Genomic DNA, 26366 nt, shown 5'->3' on the forward strand with positions numbered 1-26366 from the left:
GGCCAAGTCATCTACCCAGCCCTACAAAGCCAAGCTACGCGCTTATATTTAAGTGGGCACCAGTTTTAGCCTTTTAAGCTGGTACTCCAAATCCTTCAAGGTCCAATTTATTCAAGAGTGCGCCCAGCCCAGTGCCTCGATTGCCAGTGTCGCGCTGAGCCATAGCCTCAACGCGAACCTCGTCCACAAATTGATTCGAGTGTAAACGCAAAAAAACACGGAACTGCAAACTGCTTTATTCCGTTACCCATGCAGCTAGCCGGAGCAAATTCGCAAGCTGCGTCATCGAATTTCTGCGTTGAAATCCCACACCCGCGTGACACTGTCAAAGTGAACTGGCCGACCGAAAGCGCCTGCCTGCGCGACCTTTCTTCGAGACCTGTTGCGATGATCCGCATCGACTCCATCTGGCTCGCCCGATACCATGGACATGCGCGCCGGTTCCGAAACCGCTCTGGCGCGTGTGGTCGCCGTGTTCGGTGCGGTGCAACTGCACTGTGCTTATTTGTTTGCTAACCGCCGCGTCAATCGCAAGAAAGTGCAAATGGGCGACGGGTGGGTATCTGGCTAGCGGCGCGCCGCCCGCATCAAGGCAAGTTCTCGTGGCCGGGTTCTCGACACGGCTCTCACATGGAACTAGGTGCCGAACAACTGCATGCCCTGGCGCTGCGTTTGCCTTGGCAAAGAGTTGGGCCAGGCAGCGCGATTTACATCATATAACGCCTGGCTCGACCAGCCCAGGCCGTGTAATTGTCCGATGAGCCTATCGTCGCTATTAGGCTGCTCTGGCAAAGTCGTCGGAATGACTTCGCTTCCGAATCTCAACCAATCCGCCACAAGTGATGATCGAGGCAATCCCAACGTAGATTCACGCAGTGAATGGGGGGCTTAGGGAGGGATAGGCTTTAGTGCTCATGACGGCATATCTTCGCGATCTTTAGTGACTAAAGACTGTCTGTTGAAGTCGTCTCTCGAGGAATTAGTTAAAATCGCCAATCGGTGGTGTAAATACTCTCAGACGGTGATGTATTACCTGGCTAGACATTGGGTCAGGAAGGTCATTACAGACTGCACTGGTGCGCTACTACGAATGTCGCTATGAGTCACCAGCCATACTTCGCGCTCTAGTCCCGGCCCAAAAATGGCGGTGGGCCGAAGTGAATATTGTTCGCCGAGGAAGTAGGGTAGTGCTGCAAGTCCGACACCTGCTTTCGCTGCCATTGCCTGAATGTTCAGATCGTTGCTGCGTAGCAGAATTGGGCGATCACCGGCTTGTTTCAGCAACCATAGCTGCTGAGTGGTTTGGTCCATGCTTTCGTCATAGGCGATGAAGGTCAACTGATCGGCGGGTGTCCGATCCAGATAATCGGCGGAGCCATACAAGGCAAACGGAATGGTTGTGATTTTTCGCGCGACGAAGTCGGGCTCTGTAGGGCGGCTCAAGCGAACAGCGATGTCCGCTTCCCGACGAGTGAGGGACGCGCTGCCTAAATTGCCCAGCAGTTGCAGAGAAAGTTGAGGATGTTGCTGACGAAGTTTCCCTAGGTGCGGAGCAATTAATGAACAGGCCAACGCAGGCGGCGCGCTGACTGTCACCTCCCCGACAACCCCGACCTGACCTGCTAACGCACTGCGCTCCACTGCAAAGGATTCGACTTCCATGCGTTTGCCCAAAATGGCAATTCGTTCGCCGTCCGCTGTCAGCACGTAGGACCTGGGGCGACGGTCTACCAATTTAAGATTCAATGACGATTCCAGTGCACTGATTCGCCTTGCTACTGTCGCGTGATCAACTTTTAACCTGCGAGCTGCTGCGGATAACGACTGTTCTTGAGCAAACACCGAGAAGTAGCGCAGATCTTCCCAATCAAACATCACGTACGTCCTTTGCCGGATTATGGTGCCTGCCTGTCACGTGGCAACGCCACATTGCCACGGCTAGGCTTCCGATTGAGCGGTTAACAAACAGCATCAGTTCTGAAAGTTGCACGATTGGGCAAATTTTCGATAACTGATTCGTTTCACACTCCCTGCGGTCGTACTGTAGGTCATATACGCCTCGATCACTTGGCACGTTGCGGAATCAGGTTCATCCATGGCAATCACCTTGGCCACATCGAGCTTCATTGCATAGCTGTAAGGGGTGGTGGGGGGCACGGTGTCCTGGTCTGCATAAGCAAAAGCGCTAACGGTTGCAATCACCAGAGTGCCAAGGGTGGTTATAAATTTCATGATATTTCTCCAGAAGTCACGTTGTTTACCTTCATGAGCGTCGTCATGTCGGCTTGTGATCATTCTGATGAAACACCCCCATGCTGAAAATTCCCCATCCCTGCACACGTTCTATGCATTTTTGCACAAAGGAACATCACTCATGCCCGGTCCTCACCATCGTGCCTCCGAGTATCTGTCTTAATAGTATTACTTATCCCAGCACTCTCAGAAATGCCAATGCGAATACAACTATTATACCTAACAGCGGAACCATGAAGAGTTGATAGAAAAGTCTGCTGCGCTCGGCATCTTCCTGGACACCTGCCAGTGCCATGGCGCCTGCAGAAGAAAACGGCGAGAACCCAGTCATGATTGCGCAGGAAGTAATGACGGAAAATAGGACTGTTGGACCCACGCCCGTCTGTGCAGCCAGGCCCGGTACGATCGGATACAACGTTGGCATTACTACACCAAGCGTACTTGAAAAAAAGCTCATAATCCCAGCGCAGATTCCGGTGGCGTAAACCACGGAGTTACTTCCAACATGTAATCCCAACCATTGAGATAAAACGTCGATGGTGCCAGCCTTCGTTGCTACGGAGATGAGCATTCCCATTCCACACAGCAATATGATGATTGACCACGGCACTTTGGTCAGGGCAATGCGTTCATCTCCGATTTTGCAAATCAGCGCCAAGACAACACCCAGTATTGAGATGAATGTTGGATCTACTGCTGATCTGATAGTTGTGAAGATTCCTTGTCCAGGGATAATTACAGCCAAAAGGCTAGGTATAACGACGAGTCCCAATATGACTAGCACAAGAATGACCGTTTTACGCTGCACTGCATCTAATAGAGGCGGAGCATCCACCACTAAACATCGGGTCTTGTAGCCTTGCAGCAACAGATAGGAGGCAACAAAGATTACAGTTTGTACGATTAGTGAATCCAACAATAATTGGTGTGTAAAGAGTTCCGCAGTGGGGGTGTTGAAGCCCATTTGTTCAAAGATTCCTTGGGTTACTCGACCACCGAGGCTAATGCTATTGAAAGTAGTGGCCATTCCGCCGCATACAACGATCACAGCCCCCAGCAGTCGACTCATGCCGGTTTTGCTTGCGACTGCCATAACTAGGGGGGAGAGAAAAACAAATACAGCGTAGTGTCCTGGTCCCACGCCAGAAATCAGCATTACCAGTCCATATAAGGCAAAAGGTATCATCGCAGGACGATTGCGTGTCGCATAGACGACCCGGTTTGCTATTTGCTCAAGTGTGCCGTTTGCGATAGCAAAACCGAAGAAAAACGTGACACCAAAGATGATTAGGAACAGTTTTGTAGGCCAAAGTGAGACCAAATCGTTCAGCGATATACCGGGTATGCAAACGCTGAGTAAATAGGCGAATACAATCGCCAAGAGTCCGGTGTTGACGTTTAGCCAATAGCCAATACCGATGGACGCCACGATCGCTAATAAAATCAATACAGTAAGCATCGAAACCTCTTCCTTTTATTCTTGTTGTTGACCGGGACCGATCGGCCCCGGGGAAGGGCGAGTATTAGTGGTGAGGGAGGAAGCGCGGGACATCAACGCCTTGCTTCCATCCAAGCAAAGCGTCAGCAGCGGCGTCAGCGAATTGCGCATACATCTCATCGGTCGGCCAGCCGATATGGGAAGTGAGGATTACATTGGAGAGGCCAGTCAAGGCATGCCCTTTAGGCAGGGGTTCCTGATCGAATACATCCAGTGCTGCGCCAGCTATACGACCTTCTGCAAGAGTGTGCACAAGCGCGGCTTCATCGATAATGGGGCCGCGTGCGGTATTGACAATGTAGGCTGATGGTTTCATCAAGGCCAAACGTCGTGCGTCAATCAGGCCTCTCGATTCTGCAGCCAACGTAGCATGAACCGAAACGATGTCTGACTGCTTCATCAACTCATCCAGGTCCAATGCCTTGGCTCCAACCGCTGTAGCGATTTCCGCTGTAAGCCTGGGCCCCCAAGCGACGACATTCATGCCAAACACTTGGGCAACCTGCGCTACGTAACGACCGATATTGCCCATACCTACAATGCCCAGCGTTTTGCCGCGCAGCACTCGCGTCATGGGCGTCGGCCAATCACCATTTTTGACCGCGTTGTCGACCCATGGGATTTCTCTCATCAACGCCATCATCAATCCGAAGGTGAATTCACCCGCACTGGTGCAGAACCCCCCTGTTGCTTTGGCAATCACGATACCCAGCTTTTGCGCGGCTTCCAGATCGATATGATAAGCATGATTGCCCGTTTGAGCGATAATACGAAGATCTGGCAATTGTTCCAAAAACTCCGCAGTGAACAAGGTCCGCTCACGATTGGCAATGACCGCATCAAAACCTCTCAAATCGCTCGGCCCGCTAATAGGTCCAGTGAAGATCTTGACCTGAGCGTGTTCACGCAATCGGCGGATACCAGCGGTATTTTCGTAGGCATGGTGAATATCATTAAGGACGGCAATTCGCATTTTCATATTCCTAATAGTTTAGGGAGTAACTCGGGCGGTGATCTATCGTCCAAGTTAGCCAGTACACCCAATACAGACAACTGAGTTTTTTGCCAGTCTCGATTGCAAAAAAATCAAGAGCGGTAGCTTGGTCAACAATGGCATCCACGTTGTCAGACGGCAGAAAAATCTCAATTCTATTTAACTCCACCTTTAGGTTCCAAGTCATGCGAGATAAGGATTAAAGCGTATTATTAGTTGTGTGGGGAGGTTAGTTGATGTCGCGCTCACACAGTTTTTATTATGCTGAATGCAACAAGTCTCAATCTCCTTGTAAGCGGAGTGATTAACTTTGTACCGCCGATCGCTTGTTGTCAGCGATGAATGAAGTTGCATATTTATTCATTTTGCCAAGTGCGTATTTTCGTTTCCTGTGGAGACGCAGTTGACTTGGCAGCTTTCAGTCATCGTTTAAGGTCAATAAGCGAGTCACCGCCCATTCGCTATCCCGTGGTGCATCTTGCGGAGTAGGGTAAACCTTCGGTGCCCAAGGGGAGTCAAGTTGATGTATGGCGCTACGAATGTGGGGGCACGAGTAGATCGACCAGGTGTTCAATAATTTCAATCACGTCCTGGCCAGGACCAAAACAAGCTTTGACTCCCAAGCGCAGTAACTGTCGCGCGTCGGCGTCCGGAATGATTCCTCCCACCACCACCGAAACGTCGAGTTCGCGTTCGTTCAACAGGTTCAACAGTTCAGTGAGTAATTCGTGATGTGCCCCGGCCAGGCTGGAAATTCCAATCAGGTCCACCGGGCTATCGTCATCCAGTGATTCAAGTAATTGAATCGGCGTTTGAAACAGCGGCAGAAGGCGCACCTGGAAGCCTGCATCGGATAGCGCCGCAGCCATTAGCCGAACCCCTCGGTCATGCCCGTCTTGACCCAGCTTGCTCAGAACAATCCTGGGCGGCCGCCCATGGTGAGAGGCAAAATTCGCGATGCACGCAGCGACCCGCGCCCAACCAGGTTGTTTGCACACGGAGGGGCCAAAGTGACCGCGGTGAAAGCTCAGGTCCTGCCGAAATCGTGGCCAGACTATTTCCAGTGCCTGGGTGCATTCACCCAATGTCGCCCGAGCTCTGATAGCCGCCACGGTCGCCTCCAGCAAGTTGCCCTGGCCCGAGCGTGCGCACTCAGTAATCGAATGCAGAAGGTCTTCAACCCGAGTAGTGTCGCGCCTCAGGCGCAAGTGGCTCAGGCGTTGGCACTGACGGTCGTGCAGTGCCTGGCTGTCGATGGCGGACGCTCCTTCTTGCGTTGTCTGTACTTGTTCGCTTAAAGCAACGCGCCGTTGAATCCCGCCGTCAAGGCGGGCCTGGGTGGCCATTGCTTGCAAATGAATGGCCTGACTGATCCAACCGTACTCTATCGACTGCAGCACGCCACCCCGGGCATCCATCTCCGCGATTCGTTGACGAACCAGCGAAGCTATTTTTGCTGTCAGTGATTCCATCAGGTAGGACCCAGCCCAAGGATCGACCACATCACAGAGTCCGGTTTCCTGTTGAAGGATGTGCTGGGTGTTGCTGGCCAATCTCGACGAGGCCTCACTGGGTAGTGTCAAGGCCTCGTCCCAGGCGTTGGTATGCAGAGACTGCGTACCGCCAAATACCGCGGCCATGGCCTGGACGGTGGTGCGCGTAACATTGTTGAGCGGATCCTGAGCACAGAGCGACCAGCCTGAGGTCTGGCAGTGCATGCGCAGTGCCCGGCCTTTTTCACTCTGCACGCCCAGGGCCTGGGTGATTTCGGACCAGAGCAGACGGGCCGCGCGACACTTGGCGATTTCGGTGAAAAAGTCGCTGCCGATGCCGAAAAAGAAACTGATTCGTTCACAGAAACTTTGCAGGTCCAGCCCGCTTTTTTGCACCTCCTCGGCATAGGTTCTGGCGTTGACCAAGGTCAATGCCAGCTCCAGCACCGCATCCGCACCGGCCTCCTGAAAGTGATAGCCGGACACCGAAATCGGGTTGAACCGCGGCACGTGTTCGTTCAAGTAGCCGATCACGTCCGTGGTAATGCGCATTGAGGGTTCTGGCGAAAAAATGTAGGTGTTGCGTACCGTGAACTCTTTGAGAATATCGTTCTGGATCGTGCCGCTGAGTTGAGTCGCAGCGACGCCAGATTCTTCTGCGGCAACGATGAACGCTGCCAACACCGGCAGCACTGCGCCGCTCATGGTAAGTGACACCGACACCTGGTCCAGAGCTATGCCGTCAAGCAGTTCGGCCATGTCCTCGACGCTATCGATGGCGACACCAGTCTTGCCGACATCCGCCTGCCATTGCGGATCACTTGAGTCGTAACCGCGATGAGTCGGCAGATCGAAGGCCAGTGATATACCCGTTGCGCCCTCGGACAAACGTTGCCGCAGACGCTGATTGCTGGCGTCGGCACTCGCGAATCCGGTGTACTGGCGCACGGTCCAAGGTTTTTCCGGGTACATGCTCGAATAGGGGCCGCGCACAAAAGGCGCTTTGCCGGGCAGGCTGTGCAGGTGCTCGAGACCGTCCAGGTCACTGCCGTGGTACACCGGCTTGAGTCGCAGGCCTTCGGGCCGCCAGAGAGGAGGATGGCTCATGGTCGGCTGCAATCGGAGAGGTGGATTTTCCGGGTGAAAATGTCAGCCAGCTTGAAGAGGTCGCTGCGCCGATACACTTCACACCAGTGCAACTCTCGATGACCTGACTGGCAGGTGTGCAGTCTGAGCTGCACGCTGTCGCTGATATTGAGGTTGCCGTAGAAGTGCAGCTCGCGTTGACGAATGTGGCCGGGGTGGCGCAATCCCAATAGTGCCCATTCCGCACGTTCGACCAGGGCCTGAAAGTTGGCGAAGTACAGAAGGTCGGCACCGTTGAAGTCGATGTCAGGGCAGGGCGTAAAATCAAACACGCGCGCTTCGGTTGATTGACGGTCAATGCCGAAATGACTGCACCAGTCGCCGCTGCGTATTCGACGATTGTCGGCTTGCAGTGCTTGCAACGCCTCAGGTAGCGGGGTCGCGGGTACTTGAGTGCCGTTCAAACATGCTTTGCTGACACTGCGATTATCGCCCGGTACTTGACGGCTCACAAAGGTGGACAGCAATGCCAGTTGCCCCACAAGGCGATCACCCAGTCTAACCTCATGTTCGCTGTAATGCCGGGCCTGTCCACCGCGCCCGATCCGCGTATGAATCTGGAACGAGCGATTCTCGATGATGGCTTCCAGCTGTAAATTCCATGTTTTGACTGCGGTGAACGCGGCATAGGCGATGCGCCCTTGCTCATCCACGAAATCAGGCAGAGGCCGATCATGCAGTTGGGCCAGTGCGAGCCAATGTTGATGCCCGCATTCTTTCAATAACCAGTTTTCCGACAGGCCGGTGAAGGCCAGGTTGGGCATCGAAGCCAGGTAGGTTTCTGAACGTGAGACGGTGAAAGCAGAGGTTGTCGGCATGGTAGGCATCCTGGATCTGCTGTTATCGATGGCCCGTTTGGCTTATCGGTTGCAGCACTCAGAAGCGAAGGTCGTGCCAGCACGTTGATGGTTTCAAGCTAGTCGCTAACTATTTGATAATAAATATTATTTTTTAGTGTCCGATACGCCAGGGCATCGCTGATGGCGTCGCAGAAATTACGTAATTGCGTGGAAATACGAATTTTCGTAGAGGCTTTTACGAGATTGCGTGGTCAAGTGCCAAACCATGCCCACGATCGAATCAGTTCTCCAACTTGATTTCCAGCCGCTTGAACCTCGACGCCAAGGTCGTGGGTTTCAGGCCCAGCAGTTCGGCTGCGCCACCTTTTCCAAACAGTTTGCCGTCGGAGGCCTTGAGCGCGGCCTTCATGTTGTTGCGCTCCAGCTCCCGAATCTGCGCGTCAGTCATGATCTGGGACGAGGGGAAAGGCTTTTGGGTGACGGTGGTTTTAGGTTCGTCGGGTAAGTCTAGGTTCAGATCCGCCCCGACGGAGGTGATCAGCGCGCGCTCAATGACGTTTTGCAGTTCGCGAATATTCCCCGGCCAGGAGTAGCTTTGCAGCCGCTCGATATCGCTGTTACGCAAGCGCCGCCCTGGCATGTTCAGGCGCTTGCCGGTCTGCTTGAGGAAGTGCGCCGCCAGGGGCGCAATATCAATCGGACGTTCACGCAGCGCCGGAGACTGGATCGGGAAAACGTTGAGCCGGAAATACAAGTCTTCACGAAAATGCTTCGCAGCGACTTCCTGGCGCAGATCGCGATTGGTCGCGGCAATGATCCGCACATCGACCTTGCGGGTGCGTTCTTCGCCGACCCGTTCGAACTGGCCTTCCTGCAAAACCCGCAGCAGTTTACTTTGCAGCTCCAGCGGGATTTCGCCGATTTCGTCGAGAAACAGCGTACCGCCATCGGCCAGTTCAAAGCGCCCGACGCGATCTCGCACAGCGCCGGTAAAGGCACCGCGAATGTGCCCGAAGAATTCGCTTTCGAACAATTCGGCAGGAATCGCCGCGCAATTGACCCGGATCAGCGGGCTGGCATTACGACGGCTGGCCTGATGGATGGCGCGAGCGATCAGTTCCTTTCCCGTCCCCGACTCGCCGTTGATCAACACGCTAGCATCGGTGGGGGCGACCACGTCGATCTGTTTGATGATTTTTTTGATCGGCTCGCTCTGGCCGACGATCTCGCGGAAGTTGTGTTCGATATGAATCTCTTCCTGCAAGTAGGCGTTCTGCTCCTCCAGGCGATCCTTGAGGACCTTGAGTTCATCGAGGGCATTTTGCAGTTGGTTTTCGGTACTGCGCCGCTCGGTGATGTCGCGAAATACCACCACCGCGCCGACGATTCGGCCGTCCGATATCACCGGCGTGCTGGTGAATTCCACCGGGAACGAGCTGCCGTCACGGCGCCAGAACACTTCCTGGCGACCTTCATGAACCACGCCGTCGCGCACGGCCTTGTAGATTGGGCACTCTTCGACCGGGTAATGGCTGCCGTCGGCGTGGGTATGGTGATGAATGCGATGGATGTTCTTGCCGATCATGTCCTGGGGTTCCCAGCCCAACATACGCGCGCCGGCCGGGTTGACGAAGGTGGCCAGGCCTTCGCTGTTGATGCTGTAGATGCCGTCGCCCACCGAACTGAGCAACAGCTGGTTATCGCGCTCGCTTTCCTGAAACAGGTTGAGAATGTTGCGCCACTCGATCAGCCCGCCGCGCATGGTGCGCTCGGTATGCGCCTGGTCGCGCTGGTACTTTTCATGACTCAACTCGCGCATCACCAGAATCAAGTGCTGCTCACCCTTGATCTGCAAGGTGGTGGCGGAGATTTCCAGCTCGATGCGCTCGCCGCTTTTGCAGTTGCAGCTCAACTCTTCGGTCCAGCCACGACCTTTGTCCATCACTGCCTGGGTGAACACGATCAGGTCGGCCAATTGATGGCCGAACAGCTTGCTCACCGGTAGCTCCAGCAACTCCTGACGCGGGTAGCCGAGCAACTTACAGGCAGCAATGTTCAGGTCACCCAGCCGATCAGAAAACGGGTTGAGCAGCGCGATGGCCTCGGCGCAATGCTCGAACACCATGTGCCGCGACGAATACGCCAGATCGGCCCAGCCGTTGAGAGAGTCTGTTTCAGTCATGGCTACGAAGTCTCGTGATTGGCCGCTACGAATATTCGTATTTCTACGGGAATGCGTGATTCACCGATAGCATCAGATGCGCAATATAAAACCGGATCAGATTGTCATTCGTAACCTAATCAATCACTTACCACTGCACAGAAAATAATTTTATTTCCTGGCACGGCATTCGCTCTCTCTCCTGTAACCCGGCAGCCAACACAGGCTGGCGTTCAAGCACGAAGCAACTGGAGAGCGACACTATGCCAACCGTGGACATCCCCCATTACAAAGACGGCGACTTCCTGGTCAATTACGAAGAGAAAGTCTTCGAAGACATCAAGGCCGAGCCCGGCGAAAAAGTCCTGATCACCTTCCACACCATCGCCTTCGAGGGCTCCATTGGCCTGGTAAATATGCTTCAGGCCAAACGCCTGCTGCGCAAAGGCTTCGAAACTAAGATTCTGCTGTACGGGCCGGGTGTGCAACTGGGTGTGCAGCGCGGTTTCCCGACGCTGGGTGCCGAAGCCTTCCCCGGTCACCTGGCGGTCAACAAGCAGCTCATTCAATTCATGGAAGAGGGCGGTGAGGTCTACGCCTGCCGCTTCGCCCTGCAAGCCCTGTACGGGCAGACCGAAAAAGCCCTGATCGAAGGCATCCGCCCGATCAATCCGTTGGACGTAATGGACCTGCGCCTGCTGATGCGCCGTGAGGGCGCGATGATTATCGATACCTGGACGGCCTGATATGTAGGAGCGAGCTTGTTCGCGATGGCGGTGCGTCTGATACACCGCACCGCCCGCATCGCAAGCAAGCTCCTACAGGACCGTTGTCGATCTTACAAACACTACTGACCTCAGGACCCCTCATGGCCATTATTCGCGCAGCCGCCGTACAAATCAGCCCGGTGCTTTACAGCCGCGAAGGCACCGTGGACAAGGTCTGCCAACAGATCATCGCACTCGGTCGAAAAGGCGTGCAGTTCGCCGTGTTTCCGGAAACGGTGGTGCCTTACTACCCGTACTTTTCGTTTGTGCAACCGGCGTTTGCCATGGGCGCACAGCACCTCAAATTGCTCGATCAATCGGTCACGGTGCCATCCGCCGCCACGCTGGCGATTGGCGAGGCCTGCAAGCAAGCGGGGATGGTCGTTTCCATCGGCGTCAACGAACGCGATGGCGGCACGATCTACAACGCGCAATTACTGTTCGATGCCGACGGCAGCCTGATTCAGCATCGACGCAAGATCACCCCGACCTACCACGAACGCATGGTCTGGGGTCAGGGCGATGGTTCGGGACTGCGCGCGATCGACAGTGCCGTGGGGCGCATAGGCTCGCTGGCCTGCTGGGAGCATTACAACCCGCTGGCCCGTTACGCCTTGATGGCGGACGGCGAGCAGATCCACGCTGCGATGTTTCCCGGCTCCTTGGTGGGCGATATTTTTGCCGAGCAAATCGAAGTCACCATCCGCCATCACGCCCTGGAATCCGGCTGCTTCGTGGTCAACGCCACCGCATGGCTGGATGCCGATCAGCAGGGCCAGATCATGCATGACACCGGTTGCGGCCTCGGCCCGATCTCGGGTGGCTGCTTCACCGCCATCGTCTCTCCCGAAGGCAAATTGCTCGGAGAACCGCTGCGTTCCGGCGAAGGCGTGGTGATTGCCGACCTCGATCTGGCACTGATCGACAAGCGCAAACGCATGATGGATTCGGTCGGGCACTACAGCCGTCCGGAGTTGCTCAGCCTGTTGATCGACCGCACGCCCACGGCGCATGTCCATGAGCGCGGCGGCCACTTTGCATCGGTTGCCGACGAGGAGTCCGATCATGCAAACCAATGAATTGCTCGCTGAACTGCAATGCCATGGCGTGCGTTGGCCGGCTGCGCAGAACGGCTTGTCCCGGCAAGGTGGCGCGGGACCGTCGGATCACAAGGCGCTGAGTTTTGGCAGCCGGACCATGATGGTGCCGATCCTCAATCAGGCCTCGCAGGATTCACCCTATCAAGCGCAACCCAGCGCCGATGGCAGCCAGGCGCTGATCTTTCGCGAAGGCCTGCAGGTCGGTCAAGTGCAGATGCCAGGCGTGCCGAAGTTCTATGGTTTGAGCACTGCCGACGGTATCCCTTATTGGAAAATAGCCACGTTGCACAGCAGTGATGTACTCGCTACCACGGTGTTGCAGCACTGCATTCGCTTCAATGACCGCGGCAGTTCCTGCCAGTTCTGCGCCATCGGCCAGTCGCTGGCAGCGGGTAAGACCATTGCCCGAAAACGTCCGCAGCAACTGGCCGAAGTGGCAAAAGCTGCAGTGGAACTCGACGGCGTCAAGCATATGGTGATGACCACCGGCACTCCACAAACCCCGGACCGTGGCGCGGCGATTTTGTGTGAATCCGCCGCGGCGGTCACAGCCGCCGTCGATCTCCCTATTCAGGCCCAGTGCGAGCCGCCGGACGACGATCACTGGTTCCAACGCTTGGCCGACAGCGGCGTAGTGTCGCTCGGCATGCACCTGGAAGCGGTCACCGATGAAGTGCGCCAACGGATCATGCCGGGCAAGGCCGAAGTCCCGTTGAGCCGTTATTTCGAAGCCTTCAGTGCGGCGGTCGAAGTGTTTGGCCGTGGCCAGGTCAGCACTTACATCCTCGCCGGCCTGGGTGACAGCGAAGCAGCGATCAGTGAAATGAGCGAGCGTTTATGCGCGCTGGGTGTGTACCCGTTCGTGGTGCCGTTCGTACCCATCGATGGCACACCGTTGGCTCATCACCCGAAACCCGACAGCGCGATGATGGCCAGGCTCTACCCGCAGATCGGCGCCAGCCTACGTCGCCACGGTTTGCACTCCGATCAGATCAACGCTGGGTGCGCCAAATGCGGCGCGTGCTCGGCCCTGAAAAGCTACGAATAAGCCGGAGAACACCCATGCTGAATCTCGCCTTTGCTTTGGTCGACAGCACGTTCGAACCGTTCCGTGCCGGTGAATTGCTGGTCAAACCCGCCAGCGAACACTGGGAGAAACAGGCCTATTTCGCCCTGCGCCGTTCGGTGTTTTCCGATGAGCAACAACTGCTGGTGCAGGACAAAGACAGCCATGATTTCCAGGCGATCGCCATCGTCGCCTTGGCCGGCAATTGCGGCATCGCTGATCAGGTGGTCGGTGCGGTGCGCATCTATCAGCCAGAGCCGGGTTTGTGGTACGGCGGACGCTTGTGCGTAGCGCCGGCGTATCGGCGGCACAGCATGATTGGTAGGGCGCTGGTCAATGAAGCGGTGTCTCGGGCCAAGGACCTGGGTTGCGAGATGTTTCGCGCCACTGTACAGACGCAAAACGAAACCTACTTTCACGGCTTGAGCTGGCAAACCCTCGAACAACTGGAATTGCTCGGCCAGCCGCATTACCTGATGCAGGCGGATTTGCCGAGCTACCCGTTGATGCCGCGCCAAGTGTCGTTACGTGCGCTGAAGGTGGCTCGCCATGACTGACGTCGTTGATTTACCCGCGCTGCTCGAGACCTTGCGCAACACCCCAGCGATGCGCTCGAAACAGGCGATCCAGCAACCTGCGGCCGTTATCGGCAGCGCAACACAAGCGCTGACCCGCGAGCAACTTTACGCCCTGCCCGGCGATGACACGGCAGCGATTGCCTGTGGCGATCATTTTCAGCTGCTGGCCATCGAAGGCATGTTGCCGGCCTTCGTCGAGGCGGCACCGTGGTTTGCCGGGTGGTCGGCGGTCATGGCCAATGTCAGCGACATCACCGCCATGGGCGGTCGCGCCACGGCGGTGGTCAACGCTTATTGGCATCACGACGACGCGGCCGCGCAGCAAATCCTCAAGGGTATTCGTGCTGCTTGCGAGGCCTATGGTTTGCTGCTGGCCGGTGGGCACACCAGCCTCACGGCGGGTAATCCAGCTGCGCTGGCGGTGGCCATTACCGGCAGCGCCCGAAAATTACTGTCGACCTTGCATGTCGGTCCCGGCCAGGTCATCGCCATGGCGGTGGACCTTGAAGGGCATTGGCATGCCAACAGCACGTACTGGAAAGCCTTCGATGGCGTACGCGCCGAACGCTTGCGCAGCAAGCTCGATGTGCTGCCGCGCCTGGCTGAAGCCGAGCGCCTGCACGCGGCTAAAGACATCAGCAACGCCGGTGTCCTCGGCAGCCTGTTGATGTTGCTGGAAACCACCGGCTGCGGCGCGACCATCGACCTGGCGTCGCTGCCGTGCCCGCCGGATGCCGATCTCGCTCGCTGGCTTCAGGTGTTTCCCAGCTATGGCTTTTTGATGACGCTGGATGAGCGTGACTGGCCGCAAGTGCAGAGCGCTTTTGCCTTTGAAGGCGTGCGCTGCGAACGCATTGGCCAGGTCAACGCCAGTGGCACGTTGCGTGTCCAGTCCGGCGCACAACACGGCGACTTCTGGAACCTGCGCGAGCAGCCGTTTACCGGCTTCAGCTATCCCCATCTCGATCTGACCGCTTTAAAACCTAATCAACAGGAGCACTGACATGCCCGCCGTCAATTTCAAAATCCGCTGGCCCAATGGCCGGGAAGCGACCGGTTATTCGCCTTCGACCGTGATCTATCAATACCTGGAGGAGGGCGCCAGTTACCCGCTGACGGACTTTCTGCAACGCATCGAAAGCGCATTGAACAATGCCTCGGAACGGGTCAAGCAGGTCAAGGGTTTCTATTGCAGTTCGGCGATGGACACCTTGAGTTCCCTCAAGGGCCAGGCCAGTTACCTGGTTGATCCAGCCCTCGCCGATGGCCAGGTGGACATTCTGAGCATGCGTACCGAAGGCGCCGGTCAGGTGTTCGGCACCGGCTGGGGTTCATTCTGATTCATCGATTTTTCCCTTAACCCTTTCGTTACCCAGTACCGGAGCACCCCATGACCAGCCACCTCACTTCAATCAAAACTCCACACCACAGCGTGATCGTCGTCGGCGGCGGTCAGGCCGGGTTGTCCGCCAGCTACTACCTGCAACAGCAGGGCATCGATCATCTGGTCCTGGAAAAACACAGCCTGACCCACACCTGGCGCAATCAGCGCTGGGATGCCTTCAGTCTGGTGACGCCCAACTGGCAATGCGCATTGCCTGGCTACAGTTACACAGACGGCTTCAACGGCAGCGATCCTCATGGGTTCATGAAGAAGGACGAGATCAACGAATACCTGGCCGGATTCGTCAAATCGGTCAATGCTCCGGCCCGTGAAGGTGTCACGGTCCAGCGCGTGGTGCCTCGAACCCAAGGTGGTTTCGAGGTGCATACTTCGCAAGGCGAATTCACCGCCGATCAGGTGATTGTCGCGTCGGGCGGTTATCACACACCGATCATCCCGCGCCTGGCCGAACGCTTGCCGGCGGGTATTCATCAGCTTCACTCCGAGCAATACCGCAATCCGCAGGCCTTGCCCATCGGCAATGTGCTGGTCGTTGGCTCCGGGCAGTCGGGTGCGCAAATCGCCGAGGACTTGCACCTGGCCGGGCGCAAAGTCTATCTGGCTGTCGGTGATGCGCCACGTTGCGCACGTTTCTACCGGGGCAAGGACGTGGTCGATTGGCTGGCGGAAATGGGTTACTACGAGATTGGCGTTGATACCCATCCGTTGCGTGAAGGCGTGCGCGATAACACCAACCACTACGTGACCGGTCGCGATGGTGGCCGTGATATTGACCTGCGCAACTTTGCCCGCGAAGGCATGGAGCTGTTCGGTCGGCTCGACGGCTTGCAAGGTACACGCCTGCAGTTCGCGAACAACCTGGCCGAGAATCTGGACAACGCCGATGCGGTGTACAACCGGATCAACGGCTCGATCGACAAGTACATCGAGCAACAAGGGATTGATGCGCCTTCCGGCGAGCGCTACCAGCCGAGTTGGGTACCCGTGCAGGAGCGTAGTGAGCTGGACCTGGTGAGCGAGGGCATCACCAGCATCATCTGGTGTATTGGCTTCAGTCCGGATTTCACTTGGGTCGAGGCACCGGTCTTCAATGGGCGTGGCCATCCTGGCCACCAACGCGGAGTAACGGCACAGTCTGGTTTGTACTTTCTTGGATTGCCGTGGTTGTACACCTGGGGATCAGGACGTTTCTCGGGTGTAGCGCGGGACGCGGAGTACCTGGTGCAGCACATTATCGAGGGAGCGCTTGAAGGCACCTCACGGAAACGACGTTTAGTGGCAGGGTAGGGCAGACCACCAAATCCTCTGGCTTGTGTGAGCAGGCCAGAGGCGTTTGCTTCTAGCACCGTGGATGGCTGAAACAAAGTTTATCGTGCATCCGGGTGCTGGGGATCTGGAGGATGACCGAAGCCCGCCCAAGGCAGGATCGTTCTCGTATCCATCACGATCTCCGGAGGACGAGCCGCATGAGGCGGTGTCAACAGTTGTAGGCACAGTACTAGATACGCCATCGGGTTCATGAGCGCTCCGGGAGGAAAATCCAACCCTTCCGACAGTGTCGACCATCGGATGGGACAAGTTCGATGGTGTATGGGGCGATCAGCTTTCATTGCTTGTATAACGCAGGGCGCGTTCGGTGAAATCGGCATATCCCAAACGACGCTCGAAGGTTTCGAAGTCTTCGAGAAGCACGTCCGATCGATCCGCATCCGGATCGCTCTTGTATTGTTTCAGCGCAACTTGAAGCGCCTTGGTCACTGCCAGCAGGCAGAAGCCATAATCGATGACTAGATCCGCTGCGCCGTCCCACTCATCACGATGACGAACGCTGGGTAGATTGATCACGATGTACTTGCCGGGAACTTTCTGTTTAATTTTCCGCAGGGTCGCAGGATCTGCACCGTTGGCAAAAAAGTGGGTGATCCCGATATTGGCGAATGCTTTTAAACGTTCGACGCATTCGTCGACATCATGCGTGGCCCAGATGGCGTCAGTTCGAGCAATGATCAAGAACTCAGGGTTGCGTCGAGCATCCAAGGCTGCTTGCAGGCGCTGTAGCATCAATTCAAGCGGAACCAGTTTTTGTTCCAGATCAGTGTGTTTACCACCGGCATGATCTTCAATGTGAATGGCCGACACGCCAGCCTCTTCAAACGCCTGTACTGTTCGCCAGATATTGGCAGGGTCGAAAAAACCGCCCTCGGCATCGGCAATCACCGGCACGCTGACGGCGCTACTGACAGACTTGGCATGACGGGCTAACTCCTCGAGCGTCAACACGCCGACGTCGGCAAGTCCGAATCCGGCTGCGGCTGTTGCATAGCTGCCAACGTAGACTGCCGGGTAACCTGCCGCCTGGACGAGCATGGCGCTCAAGGCATCATAGGCCCCAGGTATCACTAACGCCTTTGGACCGCTGAAGGCCTCGGTCAGCGGATAAAAGCCTTTCTTTGCATGCATTTCAACTCTCCTGTAAAGGGACGGCGCTAGGGGCATTGACGTTTCAGCTTGAGGTAAGGAATGAGCCCGCCAGCCTCGAGAACCAATAAATCCGAGGCACTGAATGGCTTGAAAATCAGTTCAGTGCCTCGACTGAGGTTGATGACCCGGTGCTCTTTCCAATCCACTTCTATTTCATCCCAGCGGCTCACCAGTCGGGTGATACCCGGGCACTCGATTTGTGCGAAGCCTTCGGCCATTTCGCCCCACCAGTAACCCGGGGAAAAAGATTCTGCGATGACGGCTGTTATGCCCAGCTTGCGCATGGCTATCATTGGCGGATAGTGCGGATGGCCGTAGCCGAAATTGGCTGCGCCGACTAACAGATCACCCGGCCGCATACGCTCGGCAAAGTGCTCGTCGTAAGCGTTCATGGCCACCTTGGCCAACACCTCGGCATCGCTTATCCGGATGTTTTTGACGCCGACGATTTGATCGATATCGAAATTTTCTTCTTCAAATACATAGGCGACGCGGCCGCGCAAATTGACCAAACTCATGACGAATCCTCAAAGGTAATGACGAGGGTCGGCAACCTTGCCTTCAATGGCGGCCGCCGCCACGGCAGCAGCACTGCACAGATAGATTTCGGAGTCGGAGCTGCCCATCCGCCCGCGAACATTCAAGGTGCCGGTGGAGACTGCGCGTTGTCCTGCATTCATGGTTCCGATGCGCCCGTAGCAATAATCGCAACTGGGCGAGGAGATGAATGCGCCGGCCTCGACCAGTGTGGTCAGCAACCCTTCTTTAGCTGCGGCCGCCATGATCTGTTGACTGGTGGGCACCACGTAGAGTGAAAACCCGGGCGCCAGCGTGCGGCCCTTGAGAATTTGCGCAGCAATGCGCAGGTCTTCGAGACGGCCAGAAGCACAGGAACCGAGGTAGCCGACATGCACCTCGAGACCGAGATAGTCAGTCAGATCGCGGGTTCCAGCGGAGCTGGGCGGAATCACAATCAAGGGTTCGATGGTGCCGAGGTCGATGGTGTGGACCGCCCGGTAGCGAGCATCCGCATCGCTGTAGACCGGTTCCAGCACTTTGCGCGACCTGGAACGGGCATAATCGAGCCTCACGGCATCCGGTGCGACGATCGCGGAAATCGCCCCGGTGAACATGGCCAGCCCGGTGATGGTCTGCAAGCCTTCCACCGACAGGCTGGCGAGCCCACTCCCTGCCAGTTCCATTACACAAAACTGGCACGCGCTGGGTCCCAGGGTTTTAACCAGATAATTGAGCACATCGCGAGCCATCACGCCTGCCTGCAATTGGCCATTGAAGTCGATACGTACCGTCTCGGGCACACGCAGGGAAACGGTGTCCTGAACATAGGCTTCCAGCATGTTGCGGTGAATACCCAGGGCGAGTGTGCCGAAGGTGCCCAGTTGTGAAATATGCGGGTCGAAATGCACCGCCAATGCGCCCGGTACGGCATAGCCGACTTCCGCCGCGACCTGATGGCCGATACCCCGACGCTCGAACACTTCAACTCCATTACGAGTCGCCCAGTCGCGGGTTTCTTTGTGGAATTGTTCTTCGCCCGGCGTAATAGCGGGAATCATATGGTCGATAAAAACACCAAAGCGCGCAGGTTCTTTTACTTGTATGACCTGGAACTCGCTTTCCATTTCCTTGAAGTAGCGATCAGTGTAACCCGGGAAGTCGTATGCCAGTACGAAGTCTGGTTTTACTTGAACTTCATCACCAGCATTGACTGTTGCCAGGCCCGCAGTTCGGGCCAGTATTTTCTCTGTCATGGTGTAGCCCATCGGAATACTCCTGCACGAGCATAAAATATAAGGGATTAAATGAAGTATTTGATTTTTGGCCCGGGCAGACAAACGCATAATTCTTATTGCAGCTAGTCACCGGGCTGATTGATAAATTAAAGACCGGAGTTTAAACGTGACAACTGCATCCTTCGATGCAGTTGTCTTTTCGCAGAATTCAGCGAAGTTCTCAGGCCACCACGGCGGTGATCCGCGGTTCAAGACGTACAAAACCCACCAATAACACGGCGCCAATCAGGAGCATCGCAGCGATGACGAACAGACCGTTATCCAGGCTGCCGGTGTTGGTTTTGATCAGGCCAAGCATGTACGGACTCACCACGCCGCCGAGCAGGCCGATGGTGTTGACGAATGCGATGCCGCCCGGCGCAGCTTTGCTGGATAAATAGCACATGGGCATTGCCAATGTGATCGGCATGGCCGAAAACACCGCGGTGCTGGCGAGGGTCAACGACAACATCGTCAACAGAAAGCTGCCATGGACGATTGGCAATAGAGCCAGCCCTACTGCTCCTAACAAAGCGCAGGCAGCCGCATGCCAACGACGCTCCATGGTTTTGTCCGAGTGTCGCGAAACGAGCACCATGCCGATGGCCGTAGCTCCGTAAGGAATGATCGACCACAGTCCGATTTCGGTTGAGGTCTTGATACCGGCGTCCTGCATGAGCATCGGCATCCAGAACGACACCGAATAAATCCCGCAGATAACGGTAAACCACGCGATAGCGATGTAATAGATCACGGGATCGCGAAGCGCGTCGATGAAGTCGTGGCTCGCTTTCGATGTCGGCGTAGCAAGCCTGGCGGTAACCTGAGCTTTTTCTTCATGCGAGAGCCAGGTTGCGGCCGAAGGACGATCAGGTAACAACAACAGTGCCAACGCACCGAGCAGCACCGAAGGCACGCCTTCCATCATGAACAGCCATTGCCAGCCGTGCAGGCCGCCGGCTTCGTCCATCGCGTCGAGGATCCATCCGGAAATCGGTGCCCCAACAACGCCTGCAATGGCGGCGCCGCTGAGGAAAATAGCAGCCATTTGCGCCCGGCGGGCAGGCGGATACCAGAGCGTCAGATACAGCAGGACCCCTGGCGCGAACCCGGCCTCGAAGATCCCGAGTAGCAATCGCACCAGGTAAAACGATGTCGAACTGGTCACCAGCATTGTGCAGCAGGACACCAGTCCCCAACAGATCATGATTCGGGCAATGGTCAAACGTGCGCCTATTTTGTTCATCAACAGATTACTGGGTATCTCACACATGAAATAACCGACGAAGAACATTCCCGCGCCCAAGCCATATACCGCATCCGAGAAGTTAAGGTCGGCCTTCATCTGTACGGCGGCGAATCCTATATTGACCCGGTCAAGGTAGGCAAATACGTAGCTGACAAACAGATAGGGAAGTAAGCGCCAGGTTATTTTTCGATAAGTGGCATCTAGTAGGTCGGCGTGTCCGATGGCGTTTTCAGGGTGCATTAGTTTGTCTCCGACAATTATTATTGGAAGAACGAGAGAGCATTAACGCTGGTTTAATAATGATTTAAATCAATGGCTGCTTTTTTCGGGTGTACGAACTCCTTCGCTAGTTAAAGCGTCAAACTCTCAAGTTCACGGCCTTGTGAGTATTTAAAGGTGTCTATCGAATAACTGATTAATGCGATGTTTAAGCGCCATCCGAATCGGGTGATGACGTTGCGTGCGAGGGCTTACTGCGCTTGCATGCGCAATGCCGCATCCAGCCGTATCACCGAGCCGTTCAGCATCGGATTTTCGATAATTGCCTGTACCATCGCGGAGTATTCGGTGGGCTTTCCGAAGCGATGAGGAAACGGAATGTCAGCGATGAGTCGATCTTTGATTTCTTCATCAATCGATTCAAGCATCGCCGTGCCAAACAAACCTGGGGCAATGGCAGTTACCCGAATGCCATATCGGGCGAGCTCCCTGGCCGCCGGGAGGGTCAGGGACACCACACCTCCTTTGGATGCGGCGTAAGCACTTTGGCCGATCTGGCCTTCGTAGGCAGCAATCGAGGCGGTATTGATGATGACGCCGCGTGCGCCGTCAGAGTCGGGGATGTTGTCTTTCATCGCATCCGCCGCCAGACGTAACCAGTTAAAGGTGCCCAGGAGGTTAATGCGGATGACGCGCTCGAAATCACTCAACGATGCCGGACCTTTTTTGGAGATGATCCGCGCAGACGGCGCAACACCCGCGCAATTGACCAGCACCGCGGGCAGTCCCACCGTATCTATGATTCGTTGCATGGCGGCACGGGAAGCGTCGTCATCGGCCACATCACAAGCGACCGCCATGCCATCGACGGCGTGAGCCACTTGGTTTACGGCTTGTTCGTTGAGGTCCACGATCACCACTTTGGCTCCACGTTCGGCCAAGTCCATGGACGTGGCTTGGCCAAGGCCTGAGCCGCCACCCGCGACAATCACTACTTTATTGACGATATCCATCCACTCGCTCCCGGGTTGGTTTAGTACAAGGTGTCGACGAATTGCGTGAATGCCTGCAACGGTGCACGCTCGGCAACAAATGTGTTTTCCGCGGCAGTCAAATCGCCGTAGCCGAGCGCCATGCCGCAGACCAGTTTCTGACTGTCGGCGAGGCCCAGGCGACGGGCGATAACGGCCTCGTATTTTACAAAGGCCTGCTGGGCGCAGGTGTCCAGCCCGTAGGCTTTTGCCGCGAGCATGATGTTCTGTAAAAACATGCCGTAATCGAGCCAGCGGTTGCTATCTAGGTCTCGATCAATGGTGAAAAACAGACCGACCGGGGCGTCGAAAAAAATGAAATTTCGCGACGTTTGCCTGAGCATTCCCTGTGTGTCATCTCGGGTGATGTCGAGTGATTCGTACAGATCCCGCGCGACTTTTCGCCGCCGGGAGCGATAGGGCTCACGGACGTGATGGGTTTGTGGTTGTTCCTTTTGATCGGAGCTGCCGGCAAGTGCCAACGCCTGTAGCTCAAGACCGAGATTGATCAACGGCGCATCGGTCAGCACCCACACCTGCCACGGCTGGACGTTCGAACCACTCGGTGCGCGCGCGGCGAGTTCCAGCACCTGCTCGACTGTTTCCCGTCGTACCGGGGTTCGCAAAAACGCGCGCACGGAGCGACGGGACGTAATGACCTGCCGGGCACTGAGTTCCGCGTCGTGCGCCTTCAGGGGCGGCTGCTTTGTATCCATGGTGACCTCATCGTTCTGGCATCAGCACCGGGCTGGCCATGTTCAGATTCGCCAGTTCGTACCCACGCTCGAAATCCTGGATATGCTTTTCCATCCACTCCCGGGCGTTCGCTGCGTCATGGGCACGAATCGCCTTGTATATCTGCTCATGTGCGGTCAAAAGCCGCTGGCCCGCATTAAGACGTGACATCACCGCGTAAAAAGGCGGATAGAACAGTGTGCTCAACGGTGCACGGGCCATTTGAATGGCACGATTGCGAGTGGCCGTGGCGACCAATTCGTGAAACTCGATGTCCAACTCCACCAGGCTGGCGCTGTCCTCCAACGCCTGGCGTGTCGCGGCGAGATTGGCTTCGATGGCGGCGAAGTCCTCGTCGTTGCCGCGTACCGCCGCGGCGGCTGCGGCGGCAGGCTCCAGGGCGTACATCGCTTCCCACAATTCCTCAAACGTCACCTGGTTCAGCACCATGGTCGCGGTGAGGCGCTGGGAAATATCTCCCGAATGGGGAATCGAGGTAATCAGCTTGCGTCGTCCCGGTTCCCTTTTGACGAACCCGTTCTGTTCCAGCACGCGGATGGCTTCGCGAATGGTCGAACGATTGACGCCCAGCTGTTCCGCAAGCCTGGATTCTGCCGGCAGGATGTCCCCGGGCGTAATTTCCCCGGAGATAATCCGCTGCTCGATCGTTCGAGCCACCATGCGGAAGCTGGACTCTGTCGGGTCGCTATTAACTGGACGTGCCATGGATGGACTGTTCTTCAAGGGTGAGTCTCTTTTTTTCAAGTGCCCTGAGTGCGCTGCGCTGGATCTTGCCTGTCTGGGTCTTGGGCAGCGCGTCGACGAACTCAATGGCGCGTGGATATTTATAGGGAGCGGTCATCTGTTTGACGTGTTCTTTCAGATGTCGGACCAGTTCCTCACTCGGCTTTGTACCCGGACGCAGTATTACGAAAGCCTTGACGATTTCACCCCGTTCCACATGTGGCGTTCCAATGACCGCACATTCAAGGACACTCAGGTGAGAGAGCAGGGCATTTTCAACTTCGGTTGGGCCGATGCGGTAACCCGCTGAATTGATGACATCATCGCGCCGGCCACTGTAGAAGAAGTATCCGTCCGCGTCTCGGCTTCCGATGTCTCCCGTGATAAACCAACGCTCGCCGTCCGCCTCGATATACGACTCGCGGGTACGCGCTTCGTCCTTGTAATAGCCAAGCATCAGCAGCGGATTGGGGACGCGCACCGCGATATCGCCTTCACTGCCCCGAGGCAGTCGTCGCCCTTGCGCGTCAATGATATCGACATCGCTGCCCGGCAAAGGCAAGCCCATCGAACCTTCACGGGTCGGAATGCAGGCATAGTTAGCCAGGGTCATGAGCGTTTCGGTCTGGCCGAACGCTTCCATGACTTGGATGCCGGTTTTTTTGTGCCACTTTTCGGCCACAAAGGCGTTGAGTCGCTCGCCGGCCGATACGGTGTGGCGCAGCCGCGATAGGTCGAAGCTAGCCACATCTTCATCCACCACCCGAAACAGCTCGGTGCCGGGCGCGCAATAGACGCTGACGTTGTACTTGGCCAGTAACGCCAGGCGCTGCGCGGGATCAAACGGGCCGTCGTAGAAAAAGGTGCAGGCCCCGGCGCTCCATGGGCCGAACAGGATAGACGTACCGGCCTTGCTCCAACCGACGTCGGCGGTGCACCAGATCACATCGCTGCGATCCAGGTCGAGCCAGTATTTCGCAGCTTCGCGCCAGGCATACAGACTGCGCGCGGGGTGCAATACGCCTTTGGGCTCTCCGGTGGAGCCACTGGTGTAATACAGAATGGCAGGATCGTCCAAAGACAACGCGGCGGGTTCGAAGGCGCCGTCGGCTTCGATCATCGCGTTCTCACAGGATTCGAAACCTGCGGCGATTCCCAGCGATAACCTGACCGGTACTTCATTCAGCACATCGACGAACTTTTCCGCATGTTCGGCCCGGACCACCACGGCGCGCACCTCGGCGTGACGGACGCGGTAATTGATGTCCTTGCGGGTGAGCATTTCAACGGAAGGGATCGGGATCGCGCCCAACTTCAGGCAGCCGACCATCGCCACCTGCCAGTCCGGAATGCGCGGGAGCATGATCAACACCCGATCGCCTCGGCGTATGCCGCGTTTGGCCAGCACCGAAGCGAACCTGTCGGTGAGGCGTGACATGTCGGAATAGGAGAGGTGGATTTCCTCGCCTGCAGCATTCGCCCAGATCAGTGCGGGACCATCGGCTTCACGCGCGTAGCGGTCGACAACGTCTGTGCCGAAGTTAAAAGTCGACGGCAGCGCCCATTGAAAGTCCCGGTAGGTCTGGGTGTAATGAACCATATTGCGGGCCATGATTGTTCTCCTCGAGCTTCATTATTCTTGTTCTTCAGCATCATTGAGCGGGATCAGATCACCTGCGTTCGTCGCCACTCATCAAGTTGCGCGCTGCTGTAGCCAAGCGCACCAAGTACCCGTTCATTGTGTTCACCGAGCAGTGGCGGCGGACTCCTCAGGGAGCAGGGTGTCATCGAGTACTTGACCGGAAATCCCAGCTGCGGGATCAAGCCTTCTACAGGGTGTTCAATGTGCTGAAGCATGTGTCTATGACGTGCCTGCGGTGCGTCGAGGGCTTCGGCGACATCGAGCACCGGCCCGACAGGCAGGTCGATACCCTTGAAAGTGTCTACCCAGGCATCACGAGACCGGGTGGCGAACAAAGTGGCCAGTACTTGCTTTTGCAACAAGCAGCGGTCGCCGGTTGGCCATTGTTCATCCTTGAGTTGATCCAGTTGCAGATGCTCGCAAAAACGCAGCCAGAAATGCTGCTCTATCAGCCCCAGCGCGAGATACTTGCCATCGGCACAGAGGTAGACGTTGTAGCAAGGGGCCTGGCCGATAAAAGGGCGCTCGCCACCTCTGGGTTCGATGTCAGCGAACAATAGGTCGGCCGCATGCAGGGCCAGCCAGGAAATCGCCCCGTCATGCATCGACACATCCACCATTTGGCCCTTCCCTGTACGGTGACGGGCGTGCAGTGCCGCAAGAATGCCAGTGGTGGCCATCAGTGAACCGCCGCCTACATCAGCGATCGACAACCCTGGCACAATGGGCCCTTCACCGGCCCTACCGAATAGCTGCAATGCACCGGCCTCAGCCATGTAGTTGAGATCATGCCCGGCTTTCAGATGGTCGGGACCATCCTGGCCGTAGCCGGAAATGGCGCAATAGACCAGACGTGGATTGATCTCACTTAATGTCTCGTAGGACAGTCCCAGGCGTCGCATCACCCCGGGACGGAAACCCTCGATCAAAACGTCCGACTCACGCACCAGGTCGAGGAGGATCTGTTTGCCCGGTTCGCTTTTCAAGTTGAGCGTGACGCTTAGCTTGTTGCGGTTGAGCAGCAGAAAGGAACCGGATTCCACTTTGTTCAGTGGCGTAAACGCACGGTTGTAGTCCCCGGTCAGCGGCTGTTCGACCTTGATCACATCGGCGCCAAGATCGGCCAGCATCTGCGTGCAGAACGCTCCCGGCAACAAACGGGTCAGGTCCAGAATCTTCAACCCTTCAAGGGCCATACCTTCAGGTTTCAT

Annotated in this window: 24 protein-coding genes; 8 read left to right on the forward strand and 16 right to left on the reverse strand. The window is 56.4% G+C overall.

Going from position 1 to position 26366, the window contains the following annotated elements:
* Positions 1 to 555 precede the first annotated feature (555 nt).
* Entirely contained in the window at positions 556 to 720 is a 165-nt protein-coding gene (tnpB, locus tag BJ917_RS32590) for an IS66 family insertion sequence element accessory protein TnpB (RefSeq protein WP_147432530.1), read from the forward strand.
* A gap of 309 nt (positions 721 to 1029) precedes the next feature.
* Here the strand turns inward: tnpB and BJ917_RS00925 are convergent, their stop codons facing one another.
* The 7 genes from BJ917_RS00925 to BJ917_RS00955 all read right to left on the reverse strand — a co-directional run bounded on the left by BJ917_RS00925 (position 1030) and on the right by BJ917_RS00955 (position 10366).
* Complete coding sequence (locus BJ917_RS00925; RefSeq protein WP_008018059.1) at positions 1030 to 1875, reverse strand: LysR family transcriptional regulator; 846 nt, start codon at positions 1873 to 1875, stop codon at positions 1030 to 1032.
* A 96-nt stretch (positions 1876 to 1971) separates the two neighbouring features.
* Positions 1972 to 2232 carry a DUF2790 domain-containing protein gene (locus tag BJ917_RS00930; protein WP_008018058.1) on the reverse strand — a complete coding sequence of 87 codons (261 nt, stop codon included), beginning with the start codon at positions 2230 to 2232 and terminating at the stop codon, positions 1972 to 1974.
* Positions 2233 to 2425: 193 nt separating this feature from the next.
* Positions 2426 to 3712, reverse strand: coding sequence for an SLC13 family permease (locus BJ917_RS00935; protein WP_008018057.1), 1287 nt, complete (start codon positions 3710 to 3712; stop codon positions 2426 to 2428).
* Between the two features lie 64 nt (positions 3713 to 3776).
* Complete coding sequence (locus BJ917_RS00940; protein ID WP_008018055.1) at positions 3777 to 4724, reverse strand: D-2-hydroxyacid dehydrogenase family protein; 948 nt, start codon at positions 4722 to 4724, stop codon at positions 3777 to 3779.
* Between the two features lie 554 nt (positions 4725 to 5278).
* Complete coding sequence (gene scpA / locus BJ917_RS00945) at positions 5279 to 7345, reverse strand: methylmalonyl-CoA mutase (protein ID WP_121101106.1); 2067 nt, start codon at positions 7343 to 7345, stop codon at positions 5279 to 5281.
* Positions 7342 to 8202: a Pnap_2097 family protein gene (locus BJ917_RS00950; protein WP_008018053.1), complete on the reverse strand. Its 861-nt coding sequence runs from the start codon at positions 8200 to 8202 to the stop codon at positions 7342 to 7344. The genes scpA and BJ917_RS00950 overlap by 4 nt, the downstream gene beginning before the upstream one ends.
* Positions 8203 to 8464: 262 nt before the next feature.
* Positions 8465 to 10366, reverse strand: a complete 1902-nt coding sequence (locus BJ917_RS00955; RefSeq protein ID WP_008018052.1) for a sigma 54-interacting transcriptional regulator — start codon at positions 10364 to 10366, stop codon at positions 8465 to 8467.
* 242 nt (positions 10367 to 10608) lie between these two features.
* Between BJ917_RS00955 and BJ917_RS00960 the strand changes: the two genes are divergently transcribed.
* The 7 genes from BJ917_RS00960 to BJ917_RS00990 all read left to right on the forward strand — a co-directional run bounded on the left by BJ917_RS00960 (position 10609) and on the right by BJ917_RS00990 (position 16548).
* Positions 10609 to 11091: an MSMEG_0572/Sll0783 family nitrogen starvation response protein gene (locus BJ917_RS00960; RefSeq protein WP_007969977.1), complete on the forward strand. Its 483-nt coding sequence runs from the start codon at positions 10609 to 10611 to the stop codon at positions 11089 to 11091.
* 122 nt (positions 11092 to 11213) lie between these two features.
* Entirely contained in the window at positions 11214 to 12191 is a 978-nt protein-coding gene (locus BJ917_RS00965) for a Nit6803 family nitrilase (protein WP_008018051.1), read from the forward strand.
* A complete protein-coding gene (locus BJ917_RS00970; protein ID WP_008018050.1) occupies positions 12178 to 13260 on the forward strand; it encodes an MSMEG_0568 family radical SAM protein in 1083 nt (360 codons plus the stop codon). Before BJ917_RS00965 ends, BJ917_RS00970 begins: the two co-directional genes overlap by 14 nt.
* Positions 13261 to 13274: 14 nt before the next feature.
* Entirely contained in the window at positions 13275 to 13835 is a 561-nt protein-coding gene (locus tag BJ917_RS00975) for an MSMEG_0567/Sll0786 family nitrogen starvation N-acetyltransferase (protein WP_008018049.1), read from the forward strand.
* Positions 13828 to 14859, forward strand: a complete 1032-nt coding sequence (locus BJ917_RS00980; RefSeq protein ID WP_008018048.1) for a sll0787 family AIR synthase-like protein — start codon at positions 13828 to 13830, stop codon at positions 14857 to 14859. The genes BJ917_RS00975 and BJ917_RS00980 overlap by 8 nt, the downstream gene beginning before the upstream one ends.
* A gap of 1 nt (position 14860) precedes the next feature.
* Complete coding sequence (locus tag BJ917_RS00985; protein WP_008018046.1) at positions 14861 to 15196, forward strand: MSMEG_0570 family nitrogen starvation response protein; 336 nt, start codon at positions 14861 to 14863, stop codon at positions 15194 to 15196.
* Positions 15197 to 15246: 50 nt separating this feature from the next.
* A complete protein-coding gene (locus BJ917_RS00990) occupies positions 15247 to 16548 on the forward strand; it encodes an MSMEG_0569 family flavin-dependent oxidoreductase (protein ID WP_008018045.1) in 1302 nt (433 codons plus the stop codon).
* A 312-nt stretch (positions 16549 to 16860) separates the two neighbouring features.
* Here BJ917_RS00990 and BJ917_RS00995 read toward each other — a convergent pair whose 3' ends face one another.
* The 9 genes from BJ917_RS00995 to BJ917_RS01035 form a co-directional block, all read right to left on the reverse strand.
* The gene (locus tag BJ917_RS00995) at positions 16861 to 17721 is read right to left on the reverse strand and encodes an oxaloacetate decarboxylase (protein WP_008018044.1); all 861 of its coding nucleotides are present in this window, start codon (positions 17719 to 17721) and stop codon (positions 16861 to 16863) included.
* 26 nt (positions 17722 to 17747) lie between these two features.
* Entirely contained in the window at positions 17748 to 18260 is a 513-nt protein-coding gene (locus BJ917_RS01000; RefSeq protein ID WP_008018043.1) for a hypothetical protein, read from the reverse strand.
* A gap of 9 nt (positions 18261 to 18269) precedes the next feature.
* Positions 18270 to 19526 carry an aconitase family protein gene (locus BJ917_RS01005; protein ID WP_008018042.1) on the reverse strand — a complete coding sequence of 419 codons (1257 nt, stop codon included), beginning with the start codon at positions 19524 to 19526 and terminating at the stop codon, positions 18270 to 18272.
* Between the two features lie 190 nt (positions 19527 to 19716).
* Positions 19717 to 21024, reverse strand: coding sequence for an MFS transporter (locus tag BJ917_RS01010; RefSeq protein WP_008018041.1), 1308 nt, complete (start codon positions 21022 to 21024; stop codon positions 19717 to 19719).
* A gap of 230 nt (positions 21025 to 21254) precedes the next feature.
* Positions 21255 to 22016 carry an SDR family NAD(P)-dependent oxidoreductase gene (locus BJ917_RS01015; RefSeq protein WP_121101109.1) on the reverse strand — a complete coding sequence of 254 codons (762 nt, stop codon included), beginning with the start codon at positions 22014 to 22016 and terminating at the stop codon, positions 21255 to 21257.
* A gap of 20 nt (positions 22017 to 22036) precedes the next feature.
* Entirely contained in the window at positions 22037 to 22750 is a 714-nt protein-coding gene (locus BJ917_RS01020) for a nitroreductase (RefSeq protein WP_008018039.1), read from the reverse strand.
* A gap of 7 nt (positions 22751 to 22757) precedes the next feature.
* A complete protein-coding gene (locus BJ917_RS01025) occupies positions 22758 to 23513 on the reverse strand; it encodes a FadR/GntR family transcriptional regulator (RefSeq protein WP_052037649.1) in 756 nt (251 codons plus the stop codon).
* The gene (locus tag BJ917_RS01030) at positions 23479 to 25125 is read right to left on the reverse strand and encodes an acyl-CoA synthetase (protein ID WP_121101112.1); all 1647 of its coding nucleotides are present in this window, start codon (positions 25123 to 25125) and stop codon (positions 23479 to 23481) included. The genes BJ917_RS01025 and BJ917_RS01030 overlap by 35 nt, the downstream gene beginning before the upstream one ends.
* A gap of 53 nt (positions 25126 to 25178) precedes the next feature.
* Positions 25179 to 26366 (reverse strand): CaiB/BaiF CoA-transferase family protein, encoded by a 1188-nt coding sequence (locus tag BJ917_RS01035; protein ID WP_121101115.1) that lies wholly within the window; start codon positions 26364 to 26366, stop codon positions 25179 to 25181.

The sequence above is a fragment of the Pseudomonas sp. WPR_5_2 genome (assembly GCF_003634475.1).
GTDB lineage: Bacteria > Pseudomonadota > Gammaproteobacteria > Pseudomonadales > Pseudomonadaceae > Aquipseudomonas > Aquipseudomonas izuensis.